Raw genomic sequence first — 20,815 nt, forward strand, 5'->3', positions numbered from 1 at the left:
GGATATGGACAGGAGCGGCGCAAATTCCTGCGGCGGCGAATCCGTGGTCGTCAAGGTGCAGGATTTGACGAAAATCTATGGCAGCCTGGTCGCAGTGGACCGCCTGAGCCTCGAGGTGCCGGAGGGAGAGATCTTCGGGCTGCTCGGGCCGAACGGCGCGGGAAAGACGACCTTGCTCTCGATGTTGTGCACGATCCTGCCGCCGACGTCGGGAAGGGCATGGGTCGACGGCTTCGACATCGTGAAGGACCCGCTGAAGGTGAGAAAATCGATCGGCATCGTTTTCCAGGCGCCGAGCGTGGACGACCTGCTGACCGGCCGCGAGAACCTGCGCATGCATAACCTTCTGTTTGCAGTCCCGCGCAAACTGAGGAAGCGGCGCATCGACGAGGCGCTCGCCCTCGTGAACCTGGAGAAACGCGCCGACGACCTCGTGAAGACATATTCCGGCGGCATGAGAAGGCGACTCGAGCTTGCGCGCGGCATCATGCATCACCCGAAGATTCTGTTCCTCGATGAGCCCACGCTCGGGCTCGATCCGCAAACACGCGGCCACATCTGGGAATATATCCGCGGACTCTCCCAGCAGGAATGCATCACCATCATACTGACTACGCACTATTTGGAGGAAGCCGAGGAGCTGTGCGACCGCGTCGCGATCATCGATTACGGCAAGATCGCGGCGCTCGATTCGCCGCAGACGCTGATCAAGCAGATCACCGGCGACGTGATCAAGATACGGCAAGAGCGGCCGCAGTTGCAGGAAATCAAGTCCCTCACGTATGTGAAAGACGCATACATCAGAGATGGTTACCTTTGCGTCACCGTCAACGAGGCCGGCAAGAACCTGCAGGACCTGCTCGCGCACATCGGGCCGGTCGACTTTGTCGAGGTGCGCAAGGGGAGCCTGAATGACGTGTTCCTGCATTATACCGGTCGAGAAATCCGCGAAGCCGAACCGGAGCCGAGATTCTGAAGAACGGACGGAACGATGAACGAAATCGAAGGCATCTTTGCGATCTGGCTGCGCGAAATTAAAATCTATTTCCGGGAAAAGGAGCGCCTCGTTTCTTCCGTGATCTCCCCGCTGCTGTGGATATTCGTCTTCGGCGCCGGCTTCGGAACCCAAATGGATATCGAGGGATACCGCTACCAGATCTTCATCTACCCCGGCATTGCGGTGATGGCGGTGCTGTTCACCTCGTTGTTCTATGGGGTCTACATCATCTGGGACAGAAAGCTCGATTTTCTGAAGGAAGTGCTGGTAGCGCCGATAACCAGGGCGAGCGTGTTTACCGGCAAGATGCTTGGCGGCGCGACAGACGCGATGATCCAGGCGACCTTCATCCTGCTCATTGGATTCGTCATCAACGTTCCACTCGGGCCGCTCACGTTTCTGGCCGCGTTCCTCATGCTCCTGATGATCTCGATGGTCATGACGAGCATCGGGCTGTTGATCGGCGCCAACATGAAAAGCCCCGAAGGGTTCAACCTGATGATTGGATTTGTGCTGTGGCCGATGTTTTTCTTCAGCGGCGCTCTCTTCCCCGCTTCAAATCTGCCCTCCTGGCTCCTGACCCTGACGTACGTGAACCCGCTCACTTACGGAGTGGATGCGCTCCGCGGGATCATCCTCGGCATAAACCAGTTCCCCATTCACCTCGACTTTCTCATTCTTCTCACTTTCTGCGCCCTCGCAATTGGAGCGGGAATGAGAAGCTTCAGGAAATTGTAATGATTATGCTATTGTAACACCCTCCACCGTTTCATCTGCCTGGAACCATAGAGGTTCGGCGTCTGCGGATACTGCTGAGACGGCAGCTTCGCGCGAATTGCGTTGAACCAGTCCCCGTACGTCGCGTTTTCTTTCAGTGAGGAAAGAGCGCTCAGAGCGACAAAACTGAATGCGCCGTTGGCCCTTCCTTCAAACCAGGCGTCGTAGCTGTATTCAGTGTCCTGACAGCCCGCCAGCAAGAGAGCGGCATAGCGGCCGGGAGGACTGGAGACGCGCCGGGCTCGCCTCTTCCCCAACTTTGCAAACTCCCGCTTGGAAAGGTACGTCTCGGGCGGGAGAAAGCGAACCTTTCTTTGCGGGGCATCCTTGCTTCGGGTTGTGGGAGGTGTGCTGATGGGAGCGAATCTGGTGACCGAGCCGGAATGGCAGGAATCGGAGATCATGACCGTTTTAACCCCTCGCTGGCCCGCGCTGTAAAGCTCAAAAAGATCGTCGTCGGTGATCGGCCCATTGCTGCTGATATCGTGCGGACAGAGGCATTCATCGGTGCCGTCCGGCTCATCGCCGTCCAGATCGGGAACGAATGAGCCATGCCCCGAATATGTGATTATCACGCTGTCACCCTTTTTCGCCGCCCGTATCAGTTCTCTGATCGAGGAACGCATCACCTCTCCGGTCGCATCCTTGTTCAGTATCCGCTGCACCGTGAAACCGCGGCCCTTCAGGACGTCCGCCCAGTCGTTGGCGTCGTTGACACAGCCGGATAAGTCGCTGCCGGTGCCCGGATAATCGTTGATCCCGATACAGAGCGCATTCTTGCTGTTCTTGATCATGGCTTCTTCTCCTTCTCTTGAGCCCGCGCCAATATTTCCACTGCGCGGCATGCCCGCGCAGAACTTCCCGGAAAAGGGATCCACCGCCTTCTGCTTCTGTAATAAGCCGCCCCATCACGGCCCTTGCCCGCGGTTCCGGTTCGCGGCCTATCCTCCAGGAGCCAAAATGGTGAAAATAATATATTTCGCATTAATTAATTTGTCAACAAAAAACTCTTAGCCGGTAAGCAATGGATTTGGAACAAGCGGAGGGAGGATGATTCCGATGCCGCCGCTGCGGTGGAGAGAGCGGCCGGGAAACTCCGAAACCTTTAAGCGGCGATTTTCTCGGAAACAGGCAGACTCGTCGACTGCGGGTTAGACCACGCGCGGCAATGCGATCGAGCTACCTTCCAACACTGAGCCGCTCAACCGCACACCTTTGCAGTGCTGTCTCGTCCAGATGCACGCCGAGTCCATAACCGCCCAACGGGGCGGCGGACCCGTTGAAGCCGAATCCGAGTCGCGGATGCGCGATGTCGGCTTCGAGCAAGTGCCGGTTGTATGAGCCCTCGAGATGAATGAAATCGGGAACTGCGAATGCGAGATGTCTTCCGGCGGCGGCAAGAATGGAAGTCTCGCCGACAAGGCAGCCGAGCTGGAACTTGAGGCCGCGGCGGCGCGCGATCTCGATGATCTTCAGACAGCCGGTGATTCCGCCGCACTTCGCGAGCCGCACATTAAAAATATCGCATGCGCCCATGTCGGCCAACAGGTTGGCGTCGCTGATGCTGCAGAGGGATTCATCGGCCATCACCGGCACATTGCAGCGCTCGCGCACGTAGCGCATTCCTTCGATATCCTTTTGGCCGACCGGCTGCTCGACGGAAGAGATGTTGAAGCGCTGCAACTTCCTGATCTTTGCCACCGCTTCTTCCGGTCCCCAGGCGCAGTTCGCGTCGATCCGGATATCGACCTTGGCGCCCATCACCCTCCGAATGGCTGAGAGGCGCGCCTCGTCGTCGCCCACGCCCACCTTCACCTTGAGCTGCGAGAAGCGAGCCAGCCTCAATTTAAGAGCGGCCCGTGCGGTGGACCATCTGCCATCCGCGGAGACCGGGCCGGTATAATGAATGTTTTTCTTTTTCGGTCCGCCGCGAAAATCGAGGACCGACCTCAAGAATTCTTTGCCGGCAAGATCGAAGAGCGCAAGATCGACGGCGCAGAATGCGGCCTCGATCGAGCCTTCACCGCCCGCACGCATGAGCTCGGGGAGAAAATGCGAGACGTCCTCGAAACTGGTGAACTTCGCGCCGACGACTTGCGGGCCGAAGGTGGTTTTGAGGGTGTCCATCACGGAAGAGAGGGTTTCGCCGGTGAGATAGGCGCGGGGAATTGTTTCGCCGGCGCCGCTCAACGCATTATCGGAACGAATCCGCACAATGATATTTTCCGCCTCTTCGCGACCGGCTTCGGCGTGCACATATCTATGCTTGAACGGAATCCTGATCCTGTAGATTTCGAACTGAACTATCCGCATCCTTCCAGATCCTGTAAAAGACGCCGTACTGCGTCGGGTCGCGCCGAATGTATTGTTCCAGGCGCTCGATGTATCGCTTCATCAGGAAGCGCAGGGACTCGTCGGTATCGGGCAGCCCCTCCGTTTCGATCGGTTCGTCAAAGACAAACGTGAAACGATTATCCGGAAACCGGATGATGTATGCCGGCACCACCGGCGCCTGCGCGCGAAGAGCAAACTTGGCCGGCCCCTTCGGAAAAGTTGTGGTGCGCCCGAAGAACTGCACGTCAATTCCGCCCTTCGTTGTGACGCGATCCCCCAGCACGCAGAGGATGCCGTTCTCGCGGAGAACCTGATAGCCTCCGTCGATTGCATTCGATGTGAAAATGATGCCGACACCCGCTTCAAGGCGCGGTTTCACAAACAGATCGTTCACTTTCTTGTTTTTGTGCGGCGCGATGATGCCGTAGGCCGGATATCCGCACATTGCAAAATAAGCCAGTCCCAACTCCCAATTGCTGTAATGAGCGGAGACGACGACGACTCCCTTCCCTTTCTTCAGGCTGTCATCGATATTCTTCATGCCCTCGGTGCGGATATGAGAATCGAGGTACCGCCTGTCGAGCTTGGGCATGCGGAAAAACTCAGCGAGATACAGGCTGAAATGATAATAAGTTTGCTTGATCGCCTCGTCCAGCGCCCTGCCTTCCAGATCGGGCCGGATAACGCGAAGATTCGCCCGCACCGACTCCCTGCCGCGCCGGTCGAAAAAACGGTGAATATCGGCGAGTCTCCGCGCGATCCAGTAAAGCTGGTTCAACGGGAAGACCGTCGCCAGGAAAACCGCTCCGAGGTATACCAGATACTCAATCATCTGTCTGTCGAACCTCCCCGATCCACTCCACGATATCCCGCGCCACCTCGCCTGGCCTTTCGAACTGCACGGAATGGTTGCACCCCTTGTATAATAGGATTCTTTTGTGCTCCATCTCCAGCGAATCGAATATCGTTTGCAGCTTCTCGTTATCGATGATCCGATCGTGCTCGGCAAGGAGCACCTGCGTCGGGGTCTTCCACTGGTAGTTGCGCTTCCTCAGGAGGCGATCGATCTTGAAGCTCTCGCGATAAAAGGAAGCCGTTACCCGGCGCAGCCGCAGCGGATCGTTCGCGATATAGGCGAGGCGCTCGGGCATCGACGTGAACATCGCGTCCTTGATGGGGATCGGGTGCAATGCGCGCGGGCGAAAGAGCGCATCAAAAGCGATTCGCGCTTTTTCGCCGGGAGCGGGCGCAACCCGCGGAAAAATGCCGGGCGCGATAAGTGTCAGAGAAGCAAAAAGGGCGGGATATGCGGAAGCGACGGCGGCCGCAAGCTTGCCGCCCCACGAGAGGCCGGCGCAATGCAACCGGTCGTGTCGGCCGGATATGCCGCAGGCGAAGTCGAGCACATCGAGCAGCAGCCGCCTGTAACTGCTGCAATGGCCGCGTTCCATGCTATTCATACCCGAGCCGCGCCTATCGAGCGCATACACGCCGATCCCCATACCGCTGATATGACGGGCGCACTCGGCGAACCATTCGGAATGGCTCTCGATGCCATGCAGATAAATGAGCGCATCCGTTTGGGAGTCCGCCGGCCAACAACGATATTTCAGCGAACAGCCATCCTGTGTCCTGTATTCGCCCACGGTTGCCGACATGCTCATCACGCTCAAGGGAAGGAGCCGGACATGATCCGGCGAAGAACGCAACCACTTAATACTTGAATCGCCCGCGATACCGCTTGACTTTGTTGGTGACGTCCAGCGCGCTATTCGGGCAGAGCTCCATACAGCAGAAGCACGAGATGCACCGCTCCGGGTTGACGGTCGGATACGGCTTCAATTGAATCGCTCCCACCGGGCAATGCTGCTCGCAAATTCCGCACTTGCTGCATTTATCTTCTATCGGCACCGGTCGGCTGGTCATCAGATGCGTGAGCAGGTGCCACAGGATGAAGCCGACCGGACCCCTCATCATCTTTGACGGCAATTTGAAATTTTCAATTTGCGCGATCGGCCCGACCGTCTTGATCGAACCGAGGGAAATCCGCCCGAGCCCGCGTTCTTGCGCCAATTGCAGCATCGGAACGCGAACAGGGTCCATGCCCATCATCACCGCCATCACGGCATCCAGCTCGACCCCGTTATCACTCACGATGATTTTGCCGATTTCCCGCAAGTCCTCGGAGGAAGGCCCCTTCCCTTCCATCCCGATGACGGCGTCCATCACCACCAGGTCGGGCGCGCGAAGCTGATAGATATCCACGAGCGCTTCGGAAAAGGTTTCGCACGACTGAGCAAGGCGGTGAATCGCCGTCTTCTGCCCGCCCACCAGCATCCCGAAGCTGTTCTTGATCGCGCCGGTTATATGGGTGAGCATGTGCGTCTTGAATTTTGGAATCGAGATGTAGAAATCGGTTTCGAGGAATGTGCGCGAAATAGTCACCTTGTCGGTGAACCGCGACTTCATCGGCGCCGAGACGCCTTCTTCGCTGAGGTTGACGTAATAATCGGAGCACACATCGAGGAGGCCGCTTCTCTGCGCGCTCGTTTTATTCAATCCATACCCGCGCACGCCGGGATTGTCGCCAACGACAATCCGCGCCGGCCGCCGGGCCGCGACCGCCTTGACCACGCCGGCGACCACCGAGGGATGTGTTGTTATCGCACGGCTGACCCCGAACGGTCCGATGACGTTCGGCTTGATGACAACATTCTTGTTTTCGAGGTTCACTCCAAAGTCGGAAAAAGCCTTCTCAATAACCTCCGCCGCACTCGAATAGTCGGCGTCATACACCGCCACTGTCCCCATACGCACCCCTTATCTCAATACAAAATATGCGTGCCCGATCCCGTGCACGAGCTTCTTATCTACGATTCCATACCCGCTCTTTTGAAAGAGGTCAATCCATTGACCGATGGGAAGGATCTCCTGCTTCGTGAGCGAGTGGAAAAGATGATGCTCCAGTGTGGTGGTTGGAATCCTCCTCAGCCACACGCGCGGCAGTTTGAAGAATTCAGCCACCACCAACGCGGATTGAGGAAAATTTCTCTTGTACTCCCCGAGAAGCTTGATCACCGGCTGAACCCCTCCATAAACGTATTCATGGAGAACATCGATTGCGGTGATTGCGTCGATATCGGGAAACAGTTCCGCAAGATGCTCGACGTCGAACATATCAGCCCGCGAGACGGTCACGCGGCCGCTGCAGGACGCGCCGTCCTCAAGCCGCCGGCGCGCGCATTCGATTGCCGCAGGATCACTATCGACGCCCGCTGCGGTTATCCCGGCCCTCTCGCAGAGGAGGAAGACAAACTCGAGGTCGCCGCACCCGAGATCGAGGACGCGGCGAAACCCGTGATCGTACACCATCTGGCGCATCGCGAGGAAAGGGAACTGCCGCCCTAATTCGCCACTGCCTTTGGCGACCGCGTCGCCGCGACGGATAACGTCGCGCCCGTACTTTTCCTGCGAGCGCGCGAGCGCTTCAAGTTTCGTGAAAACCGGCTCGTATCCATAGAGAAGATCAAACAGTCCTCGTGGCTCCTCGAGCAGAATTTTGCCATTCACGTCCAGCATGCAGCGGTCGTTCTCGCAGTCGAGGACCTTGATGCCGTCGAGATATTCGCAGATCGATCTGAGCGTCTCGAGGTCCAGCTTGTTTGCCTGCGCAAATTCCTTCAAATCGACCGCGCCCTTTTCCAGCAGGTTATCGAGCAAACCAACATTCGAGAGCGTCCAGAAACAGGTGGTGGCGGCATATCCCCTGATAAGTTTCAACCCGAGAGCATGCTTCTTTCTCAGCCGCAAGAGACGGCCGATTCCTCCGATTTTATGCATGAAGCGGATTTGCTCGAGTATCGGATTCATTCCCGCCCTCTTTACAGCGCCTGCCCGCCTGATTTGATTTCAGATACGATTCGGAGTTTGAGGTTTTCACTATTATACATGAGCCGGGCGATTTTATACTGGCCGTCCGGCGCCCCGCTTTCGACCCGCCGTTTTCGGCACTGCTCGAAGCAGCCGTTTTCAACGATGCATAGAGATGGATGACCCAGCCGCTGAGAATCACGCTTGCCGGCGTATTCGATATTCTGCAGCCGCAGCTCGCGCTCAAAACGATCAAGCAGATTCCGGAGCAGTCGCTCGTTTCGTTCCGGCGTCTCGACCAGCAGTACGTACGCCGGCGGCTCGCTGAGCCGGAGTGTCAACACGAAATCGTCTATTGGAACGGCAAGCGCCGCGGCGCCCCGGCCAACCGCCTCCGTCACCTGGGTTTCCGTGAGCTTCTCCCCAGTTATCGATACCGTGTTCCCCCCCTTGCGTTGAAACACGATGACCGGGGTCCTGTTGAACCGGTCGACCACTTTGACGATATCCTGAATATCATATCGGTACAGCCCGCCCGACGTCGTGATCACCAGATAGTATTCTCGCCCGATCTCCACCTCTTCGGGCCCCAGCGGTTTCCCACGGCGGCCGCCGTCCTCTCCAACCTCGAAGAATTCGAAAAAATGACCCGTTATCGCAAGCAGCCCCCTCGGCGTGTTCGACCACAGCGGAATCGAGCAGTATGCTTCCGTTGCTATCAATCCCATATCGCGAAGGGGAACCTCGGGGAAATATTCTGACAGCCGGCTGATGTAAAAACCGGCCGAGCCGCCCTGCCATGTCGTGATGACTTCAAGCTCTCCCCACAGATCGCTCCCCTTGAGCAGCGCATCCTTGCGCCTGAGCGCCTCGAGTTCGCGCGCTCGCCGCCTGTTGGGACGGAGCGCATACTCGATATGGCTCCGCAGCCGCCGCGGGATGTCGATATCCTGCCGGAGAGAACCATCGGCGATATCTCGAATGAGTTCGTCGGCGTGAAGATTGACCTTCTTCATCAGGAGCACAATGGTGCTCGGATTGAGCGCCGCGATAGCAGTCACGTTCCGCTCGAGCGCGAGCCGCAGGACAAGATAATACTTTGCCTCGAAGTCCTTCAAGCACATCACTTCGTACGGCACCGCGTACATTTGCTGGGTCAGGGGATACTGCAACTGGTAGCTGTGGCCGCTCATCGCTCCGTACGGAATCCCGCACTCGGTGTACCCTTCGATTTCGGCGCTCATCACGGAGAGAATCTTGCCGCGCGCCATGCGGCGGTGGTCGGCCAGGAGTTTGCGTTGCCACATCTTTTGCGTCTTCGAGAATTCTTCGTAGAAGGAGGGGGTTATCGGGATGAATTTGGGATCGCTCGTCGTGCCGCTCGTACGGCCGAACATTTCCGGTTCTTCCTTGGTGAGCACCTGCCGTTCGCCGCATTGAAGGCGCTCGATGTATGGCTCGAATTCCTCGTATGGCCGCACGGGCACGAGCTCCCGAAAATCGGCGAGCGAGCGAATGATCGAGAAGGAATGTTCCCGTCCGAAGGCTGTATCCCGGTTTCGAGAGAGGATGTCCATCAGTCGGTTCGCCTGCATGCGGGCGGGCTGGTGCGTGGCGTCCATCAGCTCGTTCCACGAGCGGCTGAGAACGGTTCTGAGATAGAGGAAGAGCAGGTGGTCGATCATCTTGCCGCGTCTTCGCGAAAAAGAGGCGGAGCGTCGAGCTCCGCCTCTTCAACATAAAACGCCGCCGGCTGCTGCATCGGCCCCTGCACGAGGCCTCGTGCCGCGCCGGCGCCGCGGGGACGACTGCTCAGGCCGAATGCACGACCTTCTGCCGGGCGGCATCAAGGCGTTCAAGCTCGTCCTGATACGCCCGGCAATTGCGCACCAATGTGTCGTGTAACTCCGTCACGATACGTTCGCCGCCTTCATGCGTCGGAGTCAGGTGATACTTCTCGTACAGAAGCTGCAGCTTCTCCGGATTGTCGATTATGCAGCACGGGCGGCGATGATCCTCGTTGAACGGCTGCATGGAGCGGGCTTCCTTGAAGCACGGCGAGTTCAGAATCTCCACGAGCGAATGATCGCGGATGTTATGGGTAGCCATGTGAATGAAGACACACGGCTCGACCATCCCGCTCGGGGTGACATGCAGGTACTTTCGCCCCCACGCCAGGCATCCTTCGGTGGCCTCGCCGTCATTCCAGAAATCGTAGACCACAATGGGTCTGGTCCTGCGAAATTTTTCGACGGCCTCAAATCGCTCCAGCCGCTGCCGCGCCGTGGGAATCAGAGCGGGGTCGGGATTGCGGCCGGTCGGCAGGTATTGAAAATACCAGCCGAAGGCCGGACCGTGCCGGACCAGTTCGTCGATGAATTCTTCATTTATGATGGCATGATGGTTCTTCGTGGTGTGCGTCACGGAGAACCCGAACAGTACGCCTTCCCGTTTCAGCCTGTCCATCGCCGCAAGAATACGGGCATAGGCGTTTTTGCCGCGCCGGTCGTCGGTCTCGCGAGGGCCGCCTTCAATGCTGATGGCGGGATGCACGTTTCCGAGCCGCGCCATTTTCTTTGCCATAGCGTCATCGATCATCATTCCATGCGTGTAGACCTGGAAGAAAACGTCGTTGTGTTCCTCGGCGATATCAAACAGGTGAGGCCAGATTGTCGGTTCGCCCCCGGATATGGTGATGAAATAAACGCCCAGTTCCTCTTTCGCTTCCCTGATAATCCGGCTGACTTCTTCGCGGCTCAGCTCCTGTGTCTTATCATATTCGGCGGCGTAACAGCCGAAACATTTGAGGTTGCATTTCATGCTGGGGCTGATTACCAGGAGGAACGGCGGGGGCTCTCCGTAAGTAGCGGTATATTGATCGCGGACCTCCTGCCCCAAGGTGAGATGGTTGAAAAACATGTTAAAGGCCAGCCTGCGCTGCGTCTGCGACGAGAGCCTCGGCAAGTTCCGCTTGACCATCTCGAAGAACATGTCCATGCTCTCGCCGGCGATCTGCTGCTTTTCCGGATCCTGATTTTTCCTGACCGCGAGCGCTTTCGCCTTTGCCCTGTTCCTCAGGGTATCGATGAGGGTTTCCAAGACTTTCCCGTTTCCCGTGACTGCCGGAAGAAGATAGGAAAGGCCTTTCGCCTTCATGTAAGCCATGGTCCGGTCCACATTCATTACGTTCGCCCTCCTGTTTCTCATGTAACCTGCTCAGGCCTCAGAGCAGGATTTTTAAATGGTCGCCCAGGCCTTCCAGCGCACGTCTCTGTCTTGGGTCAACTCCGGCCGCTCACAGCGCCGCGTGCCGGGGGGGTACGTAACTGCGCCGCCGCTCTTTGCTGCAGCGCGCGGCTTATCATCTGCACGTCCGACGGCTCACTCAAATCCGTGGCGAGATCGGCATCGTCCCACAGAATCGCCTTCGCGGTCACTTCATATTTTTCGAGGACGTGCCGCTCGAGGTCCTGAATCGAAAGTGAGCCAAAAACGTACTTCAACGTCAGCTTGACGCCGAGAAATCGCGCTGCGCCGAGCGTGCTCTTGCGCATGTAGTACAAATTGTACAGATTGTCTTTCTGTGCCCGCACCTCGTCGGGATTGTCCAGAAACAGGTCCGGTCGCAGGAACTCCACATGCGCGCCCGTAAACTGGCCCTCCCGAAAATGCCCATACGTGCGAGCCTCCTCCGGGTATTGCCGCTCGCATTGCTGTCGACTCACGAGAGGAAAGACGAGATCGACCGATCTTTCATCCAGGACGCGATCGATCAACTCGTCCAAACCTTCCGACGTCACCAGGGCAAGGTCGGATGGAATGAACATCACCAGGTCGCCCTTTTCGACTTCACCTACGCCGAACTGAAGGTTCGCGGCCGCGTCTCCCCGATCCTCAATAAAGGACGTTCCCGGATCATCTGTCAGCTTCAAGCGTCTCTCAACCTCCGGAGCCGCAAAGACGACTATTTTGTCAACGTGCCTCGAACTGCGAAGCGCGTCGTAGACGTGCTCGATCATCGGCTTGCCATTGACTTCCAGCAAGTCCAGGTTCGGGACGTCCCGGAAATGTTTTTTGGCATCCTCGGTTTGCCAGACCGAAAACAGTATGGCAACCACACGTCCATCAGGACGTCCTGTGTCTTCAGAAGCGGGAAGAGAAGCCATGCTGCTTATGCCTGCGGCAGAAAGCGAAAGAAAAATCAGGACGGCGACAACGCCTTTCATTTTCACGTTCATTGCTTTTACTTCTTTACTTTGAATGCTCCATTCTTTTACTATGCGTCATCACGCCGCCTTCCTCTAGAGGAGCTTTCCGGAGACATCGGCCCGGGGAACGCTCATAAATTTCCTGATCTCCTGAAACACCTGAGGCTGGTCGTCATCCAGGATGACGTTGTGTCCGCTCCTCTCGAGCATCACCAACCGTTTCTGATCCGAGCCGATCTGTCGGAACGCGAGCGGGCCGCTCTTTGCTCCGGATATTCTGTCGCACTTCGATTGGATCAGCAATGTGGGCGCGGTGACACGGTCGAGCCGATGCTTGACGATCCGTATTAATTCGGACATGGTATGCAGGATTGCCGTCGGAACACGCTCATAGACAAAATAGAATGGTTCGCCGTCTGCCCCTGTAATCGCCTCGGGATTCCCCTTGACCTGCTTGAAAAACGCCCAGTAAATCCGCAACATCAGGTCCGTCGGAAACCTGTCGTTGAGCGGACAGAGCGGAAGGCTCAACAGGATCAGCCGATCCACTGGATTGTGCGCCGCATAATGTGCCGACAGCGCCGCCCCAATCGAGAATCCGGCAAGACTTACTTCCTGATGGCGTTTCCGCAACTCGCAAAACTCGTCATGAACGGCTTCGTACCAGTCCTGCCATACGACCCCTTCGAGGTCATCCGGGTGGGTGCCATGCCCCGGCAACAACATCGCTCGTGCGGTAAAGCCTAATTGGTCAAGAAACTCGGCAAGTTTTCTCATCTGGGCGGGAGAGCCGGCGATTCCATGCACGAGCAGGAACGCCCGTTCGCCTTTCCCAAGCGTATAGGGAGAATGTCCTCTGGCTACAGTTCGCGATCTCTGCCAGAAGGTTGAAATCTTTTTATTGAAGGGGACGTCATTTGTAAATTCGGACGCCGACAAGACCATCTTTCTCTGTCGGCGGCAACGCCGCCTTGGCAGCTCTCATTCTCGGAATTTGATCAGCTTCAATCGGCCAAGCTTACCACATTTTACCAGAAAAAGCAAATGAAACATTATACGAAAACGGGGGGGAATCGGTGACAGCACAACAGATGGGGGACTGTTTGCTCCGTCCGGCTTTTGCCCGCTCGCCTTGCCAATTGGGGCCGATTCTGGCAGTATAGAAATGGGTGAATATCTTCTGAGGGCATGAACGGGAGGAACAGTGAGGGTATTTATTATCTGTCCTGACAAGATGAGGCCGAAGAAAGCAGAGCCCTTCTGCAAACTCTTCGATGACGGCTATCCTTCCCGCTTCGTAAAACATCTCGTTGACGATCCGAGTTTGTGCATTGGCTGCGGGGAAGACTGCGACCACTGCCGCTACAGCGCACGCATCGATTTTTCCAGAAACGTGGTCGGTGTGCTGAAACTGCCGATTGAGCTGCCGATGTTTGCCGATGATTCGGACCAGTATTTGCCGCCCGAGCTGCCGGAGCACGATGTTACCATCGCGCTGAATGTCCATGAGGATCTTCTCACCGATATCCCGGCTCTTGCAAAAAAAGCTGGGGCAAAAGCGCTCATCGTGCCGGCGGAGGCGCCCGATTGGCTCGGCCGCGGTTGCCGACGGCGCGTAACCGAATTGTGTAAAGACCTCGGGCTCGAAACGGCCTTCCCGAAGCCGTTCTGCGCGCTGGAAGAAGCGGCGGAGCACCCTTTTATCAATGAGTTCATCCACAGGTTCAAAATCGGAAAACCGAAGATCCAGATTTTTGTCCACGACGGCAAGATCGTCAACACACAGGTTGACTGCTGCGCGCCATGCGGCTGTACGTATTTCGTTGCAAAGAACCTCATCGGCAAACCCGTAACGCAAAGCATTAATGAGGACTTCACCGCGAAATACTGGCACAGCTACCCGTGCGTCGCGAGCATGCAGATGGACCCCGAAATCGGAGACACCATCCTCCATCGCGGTGGTTATATCCATTACAACGCCGTCAGCGATGCCGTCGAGGAAGCCAAAAAGCGCGAGCGAGAAGCAGAGGTGCCGGAGAAATCCGCAGAAGAAAAGAAGGCTTCGTAAACCACCGAAAGCCCGCTGGCGCATCCACTTTTTCGCACCCTCGATTGTTCCCGGAAATAACCGTCCGGCCCGTCGAATTCAAGCGCGCGACACCAGCATACAGCTATCGATTCCTCTTGCCGCGGATTCCTTTTTTGCTTGAAAATTCATTCCGTTATGTGGTTTAATAAAGGTGGGAAGAAGTGCCGATCTGAATAGGAAGGCCTGAAAGCTCCCTGTCTCATTTCCATTTTCATCTTTCCCCCCTTCATTAAACTCTTTTGAAATGTCTCCGCCAGTCGTGCAGCAGTGTCGGTTCAGGACGCGATGGCGCGGCTGAATCATTTTCGATCCCGTATCGTTCGGAGTGAAGGCGGGAAAGCTTCCCGCGTTGGAAAATCTCCGGACAAGGATTCGGAAAAGAAAGGAGGCCGAAGATGCGCGAGGAAAGACGGATAAAGGTTCTGGTTGTCGATGATGACCAGCATTTCCGGAATCTGGCGACCGGCCTGCTGGAAAAGTGCGGGTTTGAAGTCTCCAGTGTCGGAACGGGAGAGGAGGCCTTATACTGGATTCGGAACAATGACATCGATGTCGCGGTGCTTGATCTGCGGTTGCCCGATTTTGACGGCAATGAGCTGCTTCGCAGCTTCAAAATTATCCGGCCCGACCTCGAGGTGATCATCCTGACCGGCTATGGCACGATGCGATCGGCCCTGCTTGCGATGCGGGAGGACGTATTCGAGTATCTGACCAAGCCTTGCAGCACTGAGCTCCTGGCAGAGGTCATCTGCAAGGCAGCCGCAAAAAAGGCAAGTCCAATGTGTGCGCGCTGGTACAATATTTGGGCCGGCAGCGAATTAAAAGAGGGATATTCTGAAAAGTGATCCGTACCCGCGGCGCCTCAAGAAGGCGCACTTGCTTTTTGCCAATTTCATGAGAGACTGAAAGAAAAAAACAGATCGGGATTTCGCCGAAGGAAGTTATATGGCTGCGGAACAACAAGAATCCATTCTGCTGAAGGATATTTGTAATATCAGACGAGAAGTCAACCTGCGAACTCTTGAGGAAGTTATCCTGCTCGCAATCGAGTTGGCAAGAGAAGGACGGGAAGGCAGGAAAATCGGCACCATGTTTATCATCGGCGATTCGGGCCAGGTGCTAAAACGTTCCAGGGCTCTCATCCTGGATCCCCTCGCCCTTCATCCGAATGAAAAAAAGCATGTTACTGATCCGGACGTGCGCGAGACCTTGAAAGAACTGGCCCAGCTCGACGGCGCGTTCATCATCTCTGATGATGGGATCGCCCTCTCCGCCTGCAGATACGTCAGCGCCACCGCCGAAGGCGTCGAGCTTCCCATGGGGTTGGGGAGCCGCCATGTGGCGGCTGCGTCCATAACAAAAGAAACGCACGCCGTCGCTGTTGTTGTCTCCGAAACTTCTATCGTCCGTGTCTTTGACAATGGCGAGATAATCTCAGAGATAATTCCGGAGTTATGGCTGCTCCGCCGCCATAGCCTGCACCTGAGCGGGCCGTATTCGACGCGCAGCAGCGAGGAGATGACGGTGGTAAGTAAGAAAGAGGATGAATCTAAAGGTTGATTCCGGTTAACTTCGCCCCTTGCCGCCGATCATCCATCCGATATTTCCCCTGAGAATGCAAGAAAACAATTGCACCGCCTGCATGAAATCAGTTGCATACTAACTCCTTTTCGAGCAATAAGTTACCGTTAAGCAGCCTCTTACCCGCGAGTCCAAGTTTACCTCTTGTTCTCCACTTTTCCGCAAAGGGATTCCCGCCGGTTGCTGTAACTCGTTCAGAATCAGTTTGTTGTGCCCTTCGCCGGGAAAATTGCGAATGATGGCACAGTTCTTGTACCCCAAATGTCAGCCTAACGAACCTTCTGAAAATTGGGGGAATCTCTCTCATGAAGAAACCGAGAGCAATCTACATGCTAGCGCTTGTTGGTGTGCCGATTGTTGTGGCGTTTTTTACCAGTAGGAGCTTCACGATGAATACGGAATTTGCGACGACATTCGCGCTGCTGCTTAGCCTGTTTTCAGTCAGTGTGATTGCGGGAGCGGCTTTTATGGGCGCGTATCGATTCCTGAAGAATGTCGGCCTGTTCAAGGGGCATTACTACTATTAAGATAAAGAGGACCGCAGGCTGATCGCCGGAGACGCGTTGACCGGCAAGCTGGAGGTTCTATGCCACCACCGGAAACGATGCTTATGGAAAATGCCCCGCCGGCTCCTGCATTCTCTTTCAAAAGAGGAACTGTGGGATGCCTCCTGGTGCATGGATTCGGAGATACGGCCGCCTTAATGGAGCCGATGGCGGTTTATTTGAGAGAACAGGGGATAACCACGACCTCTGTGACGCTGCCCGGTCATGGGACGTCTCTTCACGATTTCGCCTTGATCTCCTCCCAGAAGTTGATCGGGACGGTTGAACGGGAATTTGCGGAAATGAAGGAGGCCTGCGGCTCGGTTGTAGTGGTCGGCTTCAGCATGGGCGGACTGCTCGCGATTCATCTGGCGACCCTGCGCGATGTCGAAGGGTTGGTGACGATTTGCACGCCTGTTTTTCCCCGAGGAGGAGTGCTGAGTGAGCACGTGCTGCAACGTGCGGCCAGATTTGGAGCGCTCGTCGGCGCCAATATTCCCAAGTTCGGCATAACCAGCTTGTCGGACAAAACGCTTCGCTCGTACCTGAACGGGTACAACAAATATCCTTCCCGCAGCATATTGTGCCTGCTCGACCTTATGAAATTGACGCGCCCGATCCTCAAGAGGGTGACAGCCCCGCTCCTGGTCGTGCATTCCCAGCGAGACGACGTCATTTGGAGAGAGAGCGGCAATTATATCTTCCGTTCCGTCGCAAGCGCTGAAAAAAGGTATATCGTATTGGAGAACAGCCGCCACAAAGCGCCGCTTGACCGGGATCGCTGCGTTCTATTTGAAGAAGTGACGAACTTCTGCTTGTCGCGCGCCTGAACACACTTTTTTTCTCGTCCTTCAGGGCTCTCTTCTCAGTTGGACCCTTTATCCCCAAGTGGAAAATCATTATCCCTTATGTTATAATGCGATAACAGTTTATACTTCATCCGTCCGCATAAACTTGTTGCATGCATTGGCATTATGAATGATTTTGCATACCTGCAGCGCATTCTAACCGAACAAAAAGTTACTCTCCTAAATCCTTCCATTGCGGATCCAGCAAAAAGGGCCTTGGTTCGCAATTTTTTGGAGTCCGTTTTTTCACATCTCATGTTGTGTCTTGGAGGAGCGGAAATCGGCGCGTGCGCATCCAAAGCGGCCGAAGCCGCTCTCCAAGAGGCCCGCACCAAGACAGAGCTTCTGGCCTCTCTCGATGATTTTGAGCTGGCGGCGTTGAATGTGATGCAGTCGTCCTTCAAAGACGAAGCCTTGCCGCCCACTTGGGGCAGTGTGTTTCGTTTTTTCTGCGAAACCAGAAAGAGATTGAGAAGTCGCTCGCCCGCAGAACCTCTCGAGCCGGCCCGAAATGATTTCCCGGGTCTTTTTGACGAGGTAATCCATCAGATCCTCAATCCCTCGATCGGCCCCGAAGAAGTATTGAAGCTCATCTGCGATGGCGCATTGAAGCTGACGGCCGCCGAGGCTGTCGCCATCTACGCGATAGACCGAGAAAACAATAGTTTCCTGCTCAAGCAGTTCGCGGCGGGCCCGCTTTTCCGCCAGATCGAACAGAAGAAGCTGCCGGAATTTCTGGCCGCCTTTGCGTCTATTCCGCGGAAGCCGGAGGACGCGGAGGGCCTTTTCCACATCGCGCTCACCCAAAGGAAGCCGGTCTTCAGCAGCGACATCATGAAAGACGGGCGCGTGCACATGCCGGAGGCGCTCAAACAACTGGGCGTGGACGCAATGCTGGTGATTCCCATGCTCGAACCTGAAAACGAAGTGGGTTTCATTTCGGCCGTCCCGCCGCCAAATTCATCGTTTTCCGACGCCGAGATTGAGAACCTTTCGGTTTTCGCCGACCTTGCGGCCGTTACATGGCGCAACGCCCAACTTTACAATGATCTGAGGAAATCGGAGCGGCGATATCGTTACCTGATCGACAATGCAATCGATATCATCTTCATTCTCGACATGCAGGGCCGTTTTGTCTCGATCAACAAGCGCGGCGAGCAATTGACCGGCCATAAGGCGGAGGGTTGGATCGGGCGCCATTTTTCCGAGCTTATCAGCGCCGATGACCTGAGCGAAGTTTTGCAAGGGTGGTCCCGCGGAACTGCCGGTGGAGCCAATGTCATGCCTGTTCGAATACAGACCGCTCGGGGAGAGGACCTTTATCTGAAAGTGAATAGTTCCCTTCTCGAGGAAGACGGGGAAATCAAGGGACAGATGTGCATTGCGCGGGACGCGACGGAGGAAACCAAGCGGGAAGCCGAGTTCAAGCGCCTGCACGAATCGGTGGTCGAGGCAAATCACAAGCTTGAGGAATCGATGGCGAAGCTGAAGTCGGCCCAGGCGAAACTGGTGCAGACCGAAAAACTTTCGGCAATGGGGGAGCTCATCTCGGGAATCGCGCACGAACTGAACAATCCGCTCACCGGAATCATGGGGTACACCCAGCTCCTGCTCGAGACGGCTGAAAACGACAAGTACCGCCAGGACCTCGAAAAGATCAATACGGCAGCCTACCGGTGTAAACAGATAATCCAGAACCTGCTGCGCTTCTCCCGAAGCCATAAACCGCAGAAACAGCGTATTGACATTCAGGCGGTCATCAAGAGCGTGGCCGAGCTGAAGCGCTACCAGTTGCAGCTCGACGGAATAAAACTGAATCTTCAGCTTCAGGAGAACGGCCTTTACATCATCGGCGACCACTACCAGCTCCAGCAGGTGATCCTCAACCTGATCAATAACGCGCATCAGGCGATTCATACAGCGAAGAGCGGCGGCGCCATCGATGTGCGGACCGTATGCGACGAAGCATCCGGCCGGGCGCGCGTGTTTGTTTCGGATGACGGACCGGGTATTCCGCAGGAGGTGCTGCCCAGGATTTTCGATCCTTTCTTTACCACAAAGGAGCCAGGCGCCGGTACCGGCCTCGGCCTGAGCGTGGTATACGGGATCATACAAGAGCATGGGGGCCAAATCACAACTGAAAGCGTGCCGCACAAACATACCACTTTCTCTCTCGAACTCCCGCTTGATGGCTCGTCCACGTCCGACAAAGGAGCTGACGAGAAAATCAAGCCCTCCTCCAAGTCATCGAGCGTGCTCGTGGTCGATGACGAGGAGGTAATCCTCGATCTTCTGACCGACATTTTCTCGCAAATGGATTACAGTGTCGAACGCGCACATAACGGCGCAGAGGCGCTGGAGAAAGTGCGGAAAAAACCCTTCGACATCATCATCTGTGATCTGAAGATGCCAGGGATGGACGGCAAGACCTTCTTCCAGAAAGTTACGAAGTCCAATCCGGGGCTGGCGCAGAAAATCATTTTCTCCACCGGCGATACGCTCAGCGAAGACTTCAGGGCCTTCTGCGCCGAGACCCGTCGGATCGTCGTCGAAAAACCATTCTTTCTGGACGACTTGAAAAACGCTATCGAAGCCGTAGAGGAGAACCAGTTCCGGCCACCGGAATAATAAGAGGCTATTGTTTGAGAACTTCACGCGCACCCATTAAGAGGCTATTGTTTGAGAACTTCACGCGCACCCATGCGGTTCATCCGGGTTCCGCTTCGGAACGCGGAGGCGGGGTCCGCTGAAGGGCAGCAGGAAAGGGACGATGTATGATCATAGATTGTTTCAAGAAGAAAGGTGTGTGTCTTTTTTTTATATGGGCGTTTCTTTCGGCGGCGCTCCTTTCGCCGGCGCTGGCGGACGAAATTTATTTCAAGAGCGGCACCTCTCGCACTGCGGTAGTCATCCGTGAGAAAGACGGTTTTATCACGTTCAAGACCGAGATGGGAGTGTCGACCGTCAGCAGGGACAATATAGATTTTGTGGAAAAGGCTACTGACGAAGAGAACCAGGTCTTGCTGAGGAAATGGAGAGAGCAGGAGCGGGCGGAGATAGAGGCGCGGGATGCCCGCAGGGCGGCCGAGCGTGCATTTGAACAGGAACAACTCTCCAAGGGCATGATTCAATTCGAAAACAAATGGATGACGCCGGAGGAAAAGGAACGCATCCTCGAACTTCGAAGGCAGGCTCGGGAAGACAGGCTCCTCTTTGAGCAGGAACAGCGAAAAAAGGGGCATGTTTTCTTTCAGCATCTGTGGGTTACGCCCGAACAAGCGCAGGAACTCCGGCAAATGGAGCCGCAGATATACAGCCTGTACGATCAGATTACGGCCTGGCGGCAACAGATCAACTCGCTGCGGATGCAAATGTCATCCGTGGAGACGATAGAAGAGGCCGACGACTTCAGTAAACGCATTGAAGAAGTCAACCAGCGAATCTCCGAGGCCACCGAGCGCCTTGGCAAACTGCTCCAGCGGGCGGATGAGATCGAGGCGGCAAGCGAGCGCTACGTGATGCCGGAAAAATTCCGCGAGGCGATGGCGAGCGAAGAATAATTTCAT

At 55.9% G+C, this 20,815-nt stretch carries 20 protein-coding genes; 9 read left to right on the forward strand and 11 right to left on the reverse strand.

Going from position 1 to position 20,815, the window contains the following annotated elements; translation table 11 throughout:
• Nucleotides 1-4: 4 nt before the first annotated feature.
• Nucleotides 5-976 carry an ATP-binding cassette domain-containing protein gene (locus C4520_17755; GenBank protein ID RJP17048.1) on the forward strand — a complete coding sequence of 324 codons (972 nt, stop codon included), beginning with the start codon at nucleotides 5-7 and terminating at the stop codon, nucleotides 974-976.
• Nucleotides 977-991: 15 nt separating this feature from the next.
• Complete coding sequence (locus C4520_17760; protein RJP17049.1) at nucleotides 992-1,735, forward strand: hypothetical protein; 744 nt, start codon at nucleotides 992-994, stop codon at nucleotides 1,733-1,735.
• Between the two features lie 8 nt (nucleotides 1,736-1,743).
• Here the strand turns inward: C4520_17760 and C4520_17765 are convergent, their stop codons facing one another.
• From C4520_17765 to C4520_17810, 10 genes are all read right to left on the reverse strand, one after another.
• Nucleotides 1,744-2,568 (reverse strand): caspase family protein, encoded by an 825-nt coding sequence (locus tag C4520_17765; protein RJP17075.1) that lies wholly within the window; start codon nucleotides 2,566-2,568, stop codon nucleotides 1,744-1,746.
• Between the two features lie 385 nt (nucleotides 2,569-2,953).
• Nucleotides 2,954-4,087 (reverse strand): dipeptide epimerase, encoded by a 1,134-nt coding sequence (locus C4520_17770; GenBank protein RJP17050.1) that lies wholly within the window; start codon nucleotides 4,085-4,087, stop codon nucleotides 2,954-2,956.
• Nucleotides 4,035-4,940 (reverse strand): hypothetical protein, encoded by a 906-nt coding sequence (locus tag C4520_17775; protein ID RJP17051.1) that lies wholly within the window; start codon nucleotides 4,938-4,940, stop codon nucleotides 4,035-4,037. The genes C4520_17770 and C4520_17775 overlap by 53 nt, the downstream gene beginning before the upstream one ends.
• Entirely contained in the window at nucleotides 4,933-5,772 is an 840-nt protein-coding gene (locus C4520_17780; GenBank protein ID RJP17052.1) for an alpha/beta fold hydrolase, read from the reverse strand. Before C4520_17780 ends, C4520_17775 begins: the two co-directional genes overlap by 8 nt.
• Before the next feature lie 49 nt (nucleotides 5,773-5,821).
• The gene (locus C4520_17785) at nucleotides 5,822-6,919 is read right to left on the reverse strand and encodes a DUF362 domain-containing protein (GenBank protein ID RJP17053.1); all 1,098 of its coding nucleotides are present in this window, start codon (nucleotides 6,917-6,919) and stop codon (nucleotides 5,822-5,824) included.
• A 9-nt stretch (nucleotides 6,920-6,928) separates the two neighbouring features.
• Nucleotides 6,929-7,978: a methyltransferase domain-containing protein gene (locus C4520_17790; protein RJP17054.1), complete on the reverse strand. Its 1,050-nt coding sequence runs from the start codon at nucleotides 7,976-7,978 to the stop codon at nucleotides 6,929-6,931.
• 11 nt (nucleotides 7,979-7,989) lie between these two features.
• On the reverse strand, nucleotides 7,990-9,663 hold the full coding sequence (locus C4520_17795; protein RJP17055.1) for a hypothetical protein: 1,674 nt from the start codon (nucleotides 9,661-9,663) through the stop codon (nucleotides 7,990-7,992).
• 127 nt (nucleotides 9,664-9,790) lie between these two features.
• Nucleotides 9,791-11,185: a radical SAM protein gene (locus C4520_17800; protein ID RJP17056.1), complete on the reverse strand. Its 1,395-nt coding sequence runs from the start codon at nucleotides 11,183-11,185 to the stop codon at nucleotides 9,791-9,793.
• 74 nt (nucleotides 11,186-11,259) lie between these two features.
• Nucleotides 11,260-12,216 (reverse strand): hypothetical protein, encoded by a 957-nt coding sequence (locus C4520_17805; protein ID RJP17057.1) that lies wholly within the window; start codon nucleotides 12,214-12,216, stop codon nucleotides 11,260-11,262.
• A 63-nt stretch (nucleotides 12,217-12,279) separates the two neighbouring features.
• Entirely contained in the window at nucleotides 12,280-13,131 is an 852-nt protein-coding gene (locus C4520_17810) for an alpha/beta fold hydrolase (protein RJP17058.1), read from the reverse strand.
• A 289-nt stretch (nucleotides 13,132-13,420) separates the two neighbouring features.
• On the opposite strand from C4520_17810, the gene C4520_17815 reads away from it, so the two are divergent.
• Complete coding sequence (locus C4520_17815) at nucleotides 13,421-14,254, forward strand: hypothetical protein (GenBank protein ID RJP17059.1); 834 nt, start codon at nucleotides 13,421-13,423, stop codon at nucleotides 14,252-14,254.
• Between the two features lie 78 nt (nucleotides 14,255-14,332).
• Here C4520_17815 and C4520_17820 read toward each other — a convergent pair whose 3' ends face one another.
• Nucleotides 14,333-14,578, reverse strand: coding sequence for a hypothetical protein (locus C4520_17820; protein ID RJP17060.1), 246 nt, complete (start codon nucleotides 14,576-14,578; stop codon nucleotides 14,333-14,335).
• A gap of 92 nt (nucleotides 14,579-14,670) precedes the next feature.
• On the opposite strand from C4520_17820, the gene C4520_17825 reads away from it, so the two are divergent.
• The 6 genes from C4520_17825 to C4520_17850 all read left to right on the forward strand — a co-directional run bounded on the left by C4520_17825 (nucleotide 14,671) and on the right by C4520_17850 (nucleotide 20,809).
• A complete protein-coding gene (locus C4520_17825; protein RJP17061.1) occupies nucleotides 14,671-15,120 on the forward strand; it encodes a response regulator in 450 nt (149 codons plus the stop codon).
• A gap of 100 nt (nucleotides 15,121-15,220) precedes the next feature.
• Complete coding sequence (locus tag C4520_17830; protein RJP17062.1) at nucleotides 15,221-15,835, forward strand: hypothetical protein; 615 nt, start codon at nucleotides 15,221-15,223, stop codon at nucleotides 15,833-15,835.
• A 326-nt stretch (nucleotides 15,836-16,161) separates the two neighbouring features.
• Nucleotides 16,162-16,383, forward strand: a complete 222-nt coding sequence (locus tag C4520_17835; GenBank protein ID RJP17063.1) for a hypothetical protein — start codon at nucleotides 16,162-16,164, stop codon at nucleotides 16,381-16,383.
• Between the two features lie 59 nt (nucleotides 16,384-16,442).
• A complete protein-coding gene (locus C4520_17840) occupies nucleotides 16,443-17,231 on the forward strand; it encodes an alpha/beta fold hydrolase (protein RJP17064.1) in 789 nt (262 codons plus the stop codon).
• Nucleotides 17,232-17,375: 144 nt separating this feature from the next.
• The gene (locus C4520_17845; protein RJP17065.1) at nucleotides 17,376-19,877 is read left to right on the forward strand and encodes a PAS domain S-box protein; all 2,502 of its coding nucleotides are present in this window, start codon (nucleotides 17,376-17,378) and stop codon (nucleotides 19,875-19,877) included.
• Between the two features lie 146 nt (nucleotides 19,878-20,023).
• On the forward strand, nucleotides 20,024-20,809 hold the full coding sequence (locus C4520_17850; protein RJP17066.1) for a hypothetical protein: 786 nt from the start codon (nucleotides 20,024-20,026) through the stop codon (nucleotides 20,807-20,809).
• Nucleotides 20,810-20,815 lie beyond the last annotated feature (6 nt).

Source organism: Candidatus Abyssobacteria bacterium SURF_5, from assembly GCA_003598085.1.
Classification (GTDB): Bacteria; Abyssobacteria; SURF-5; order SURF-5; family SURF-5; genus SURF-5.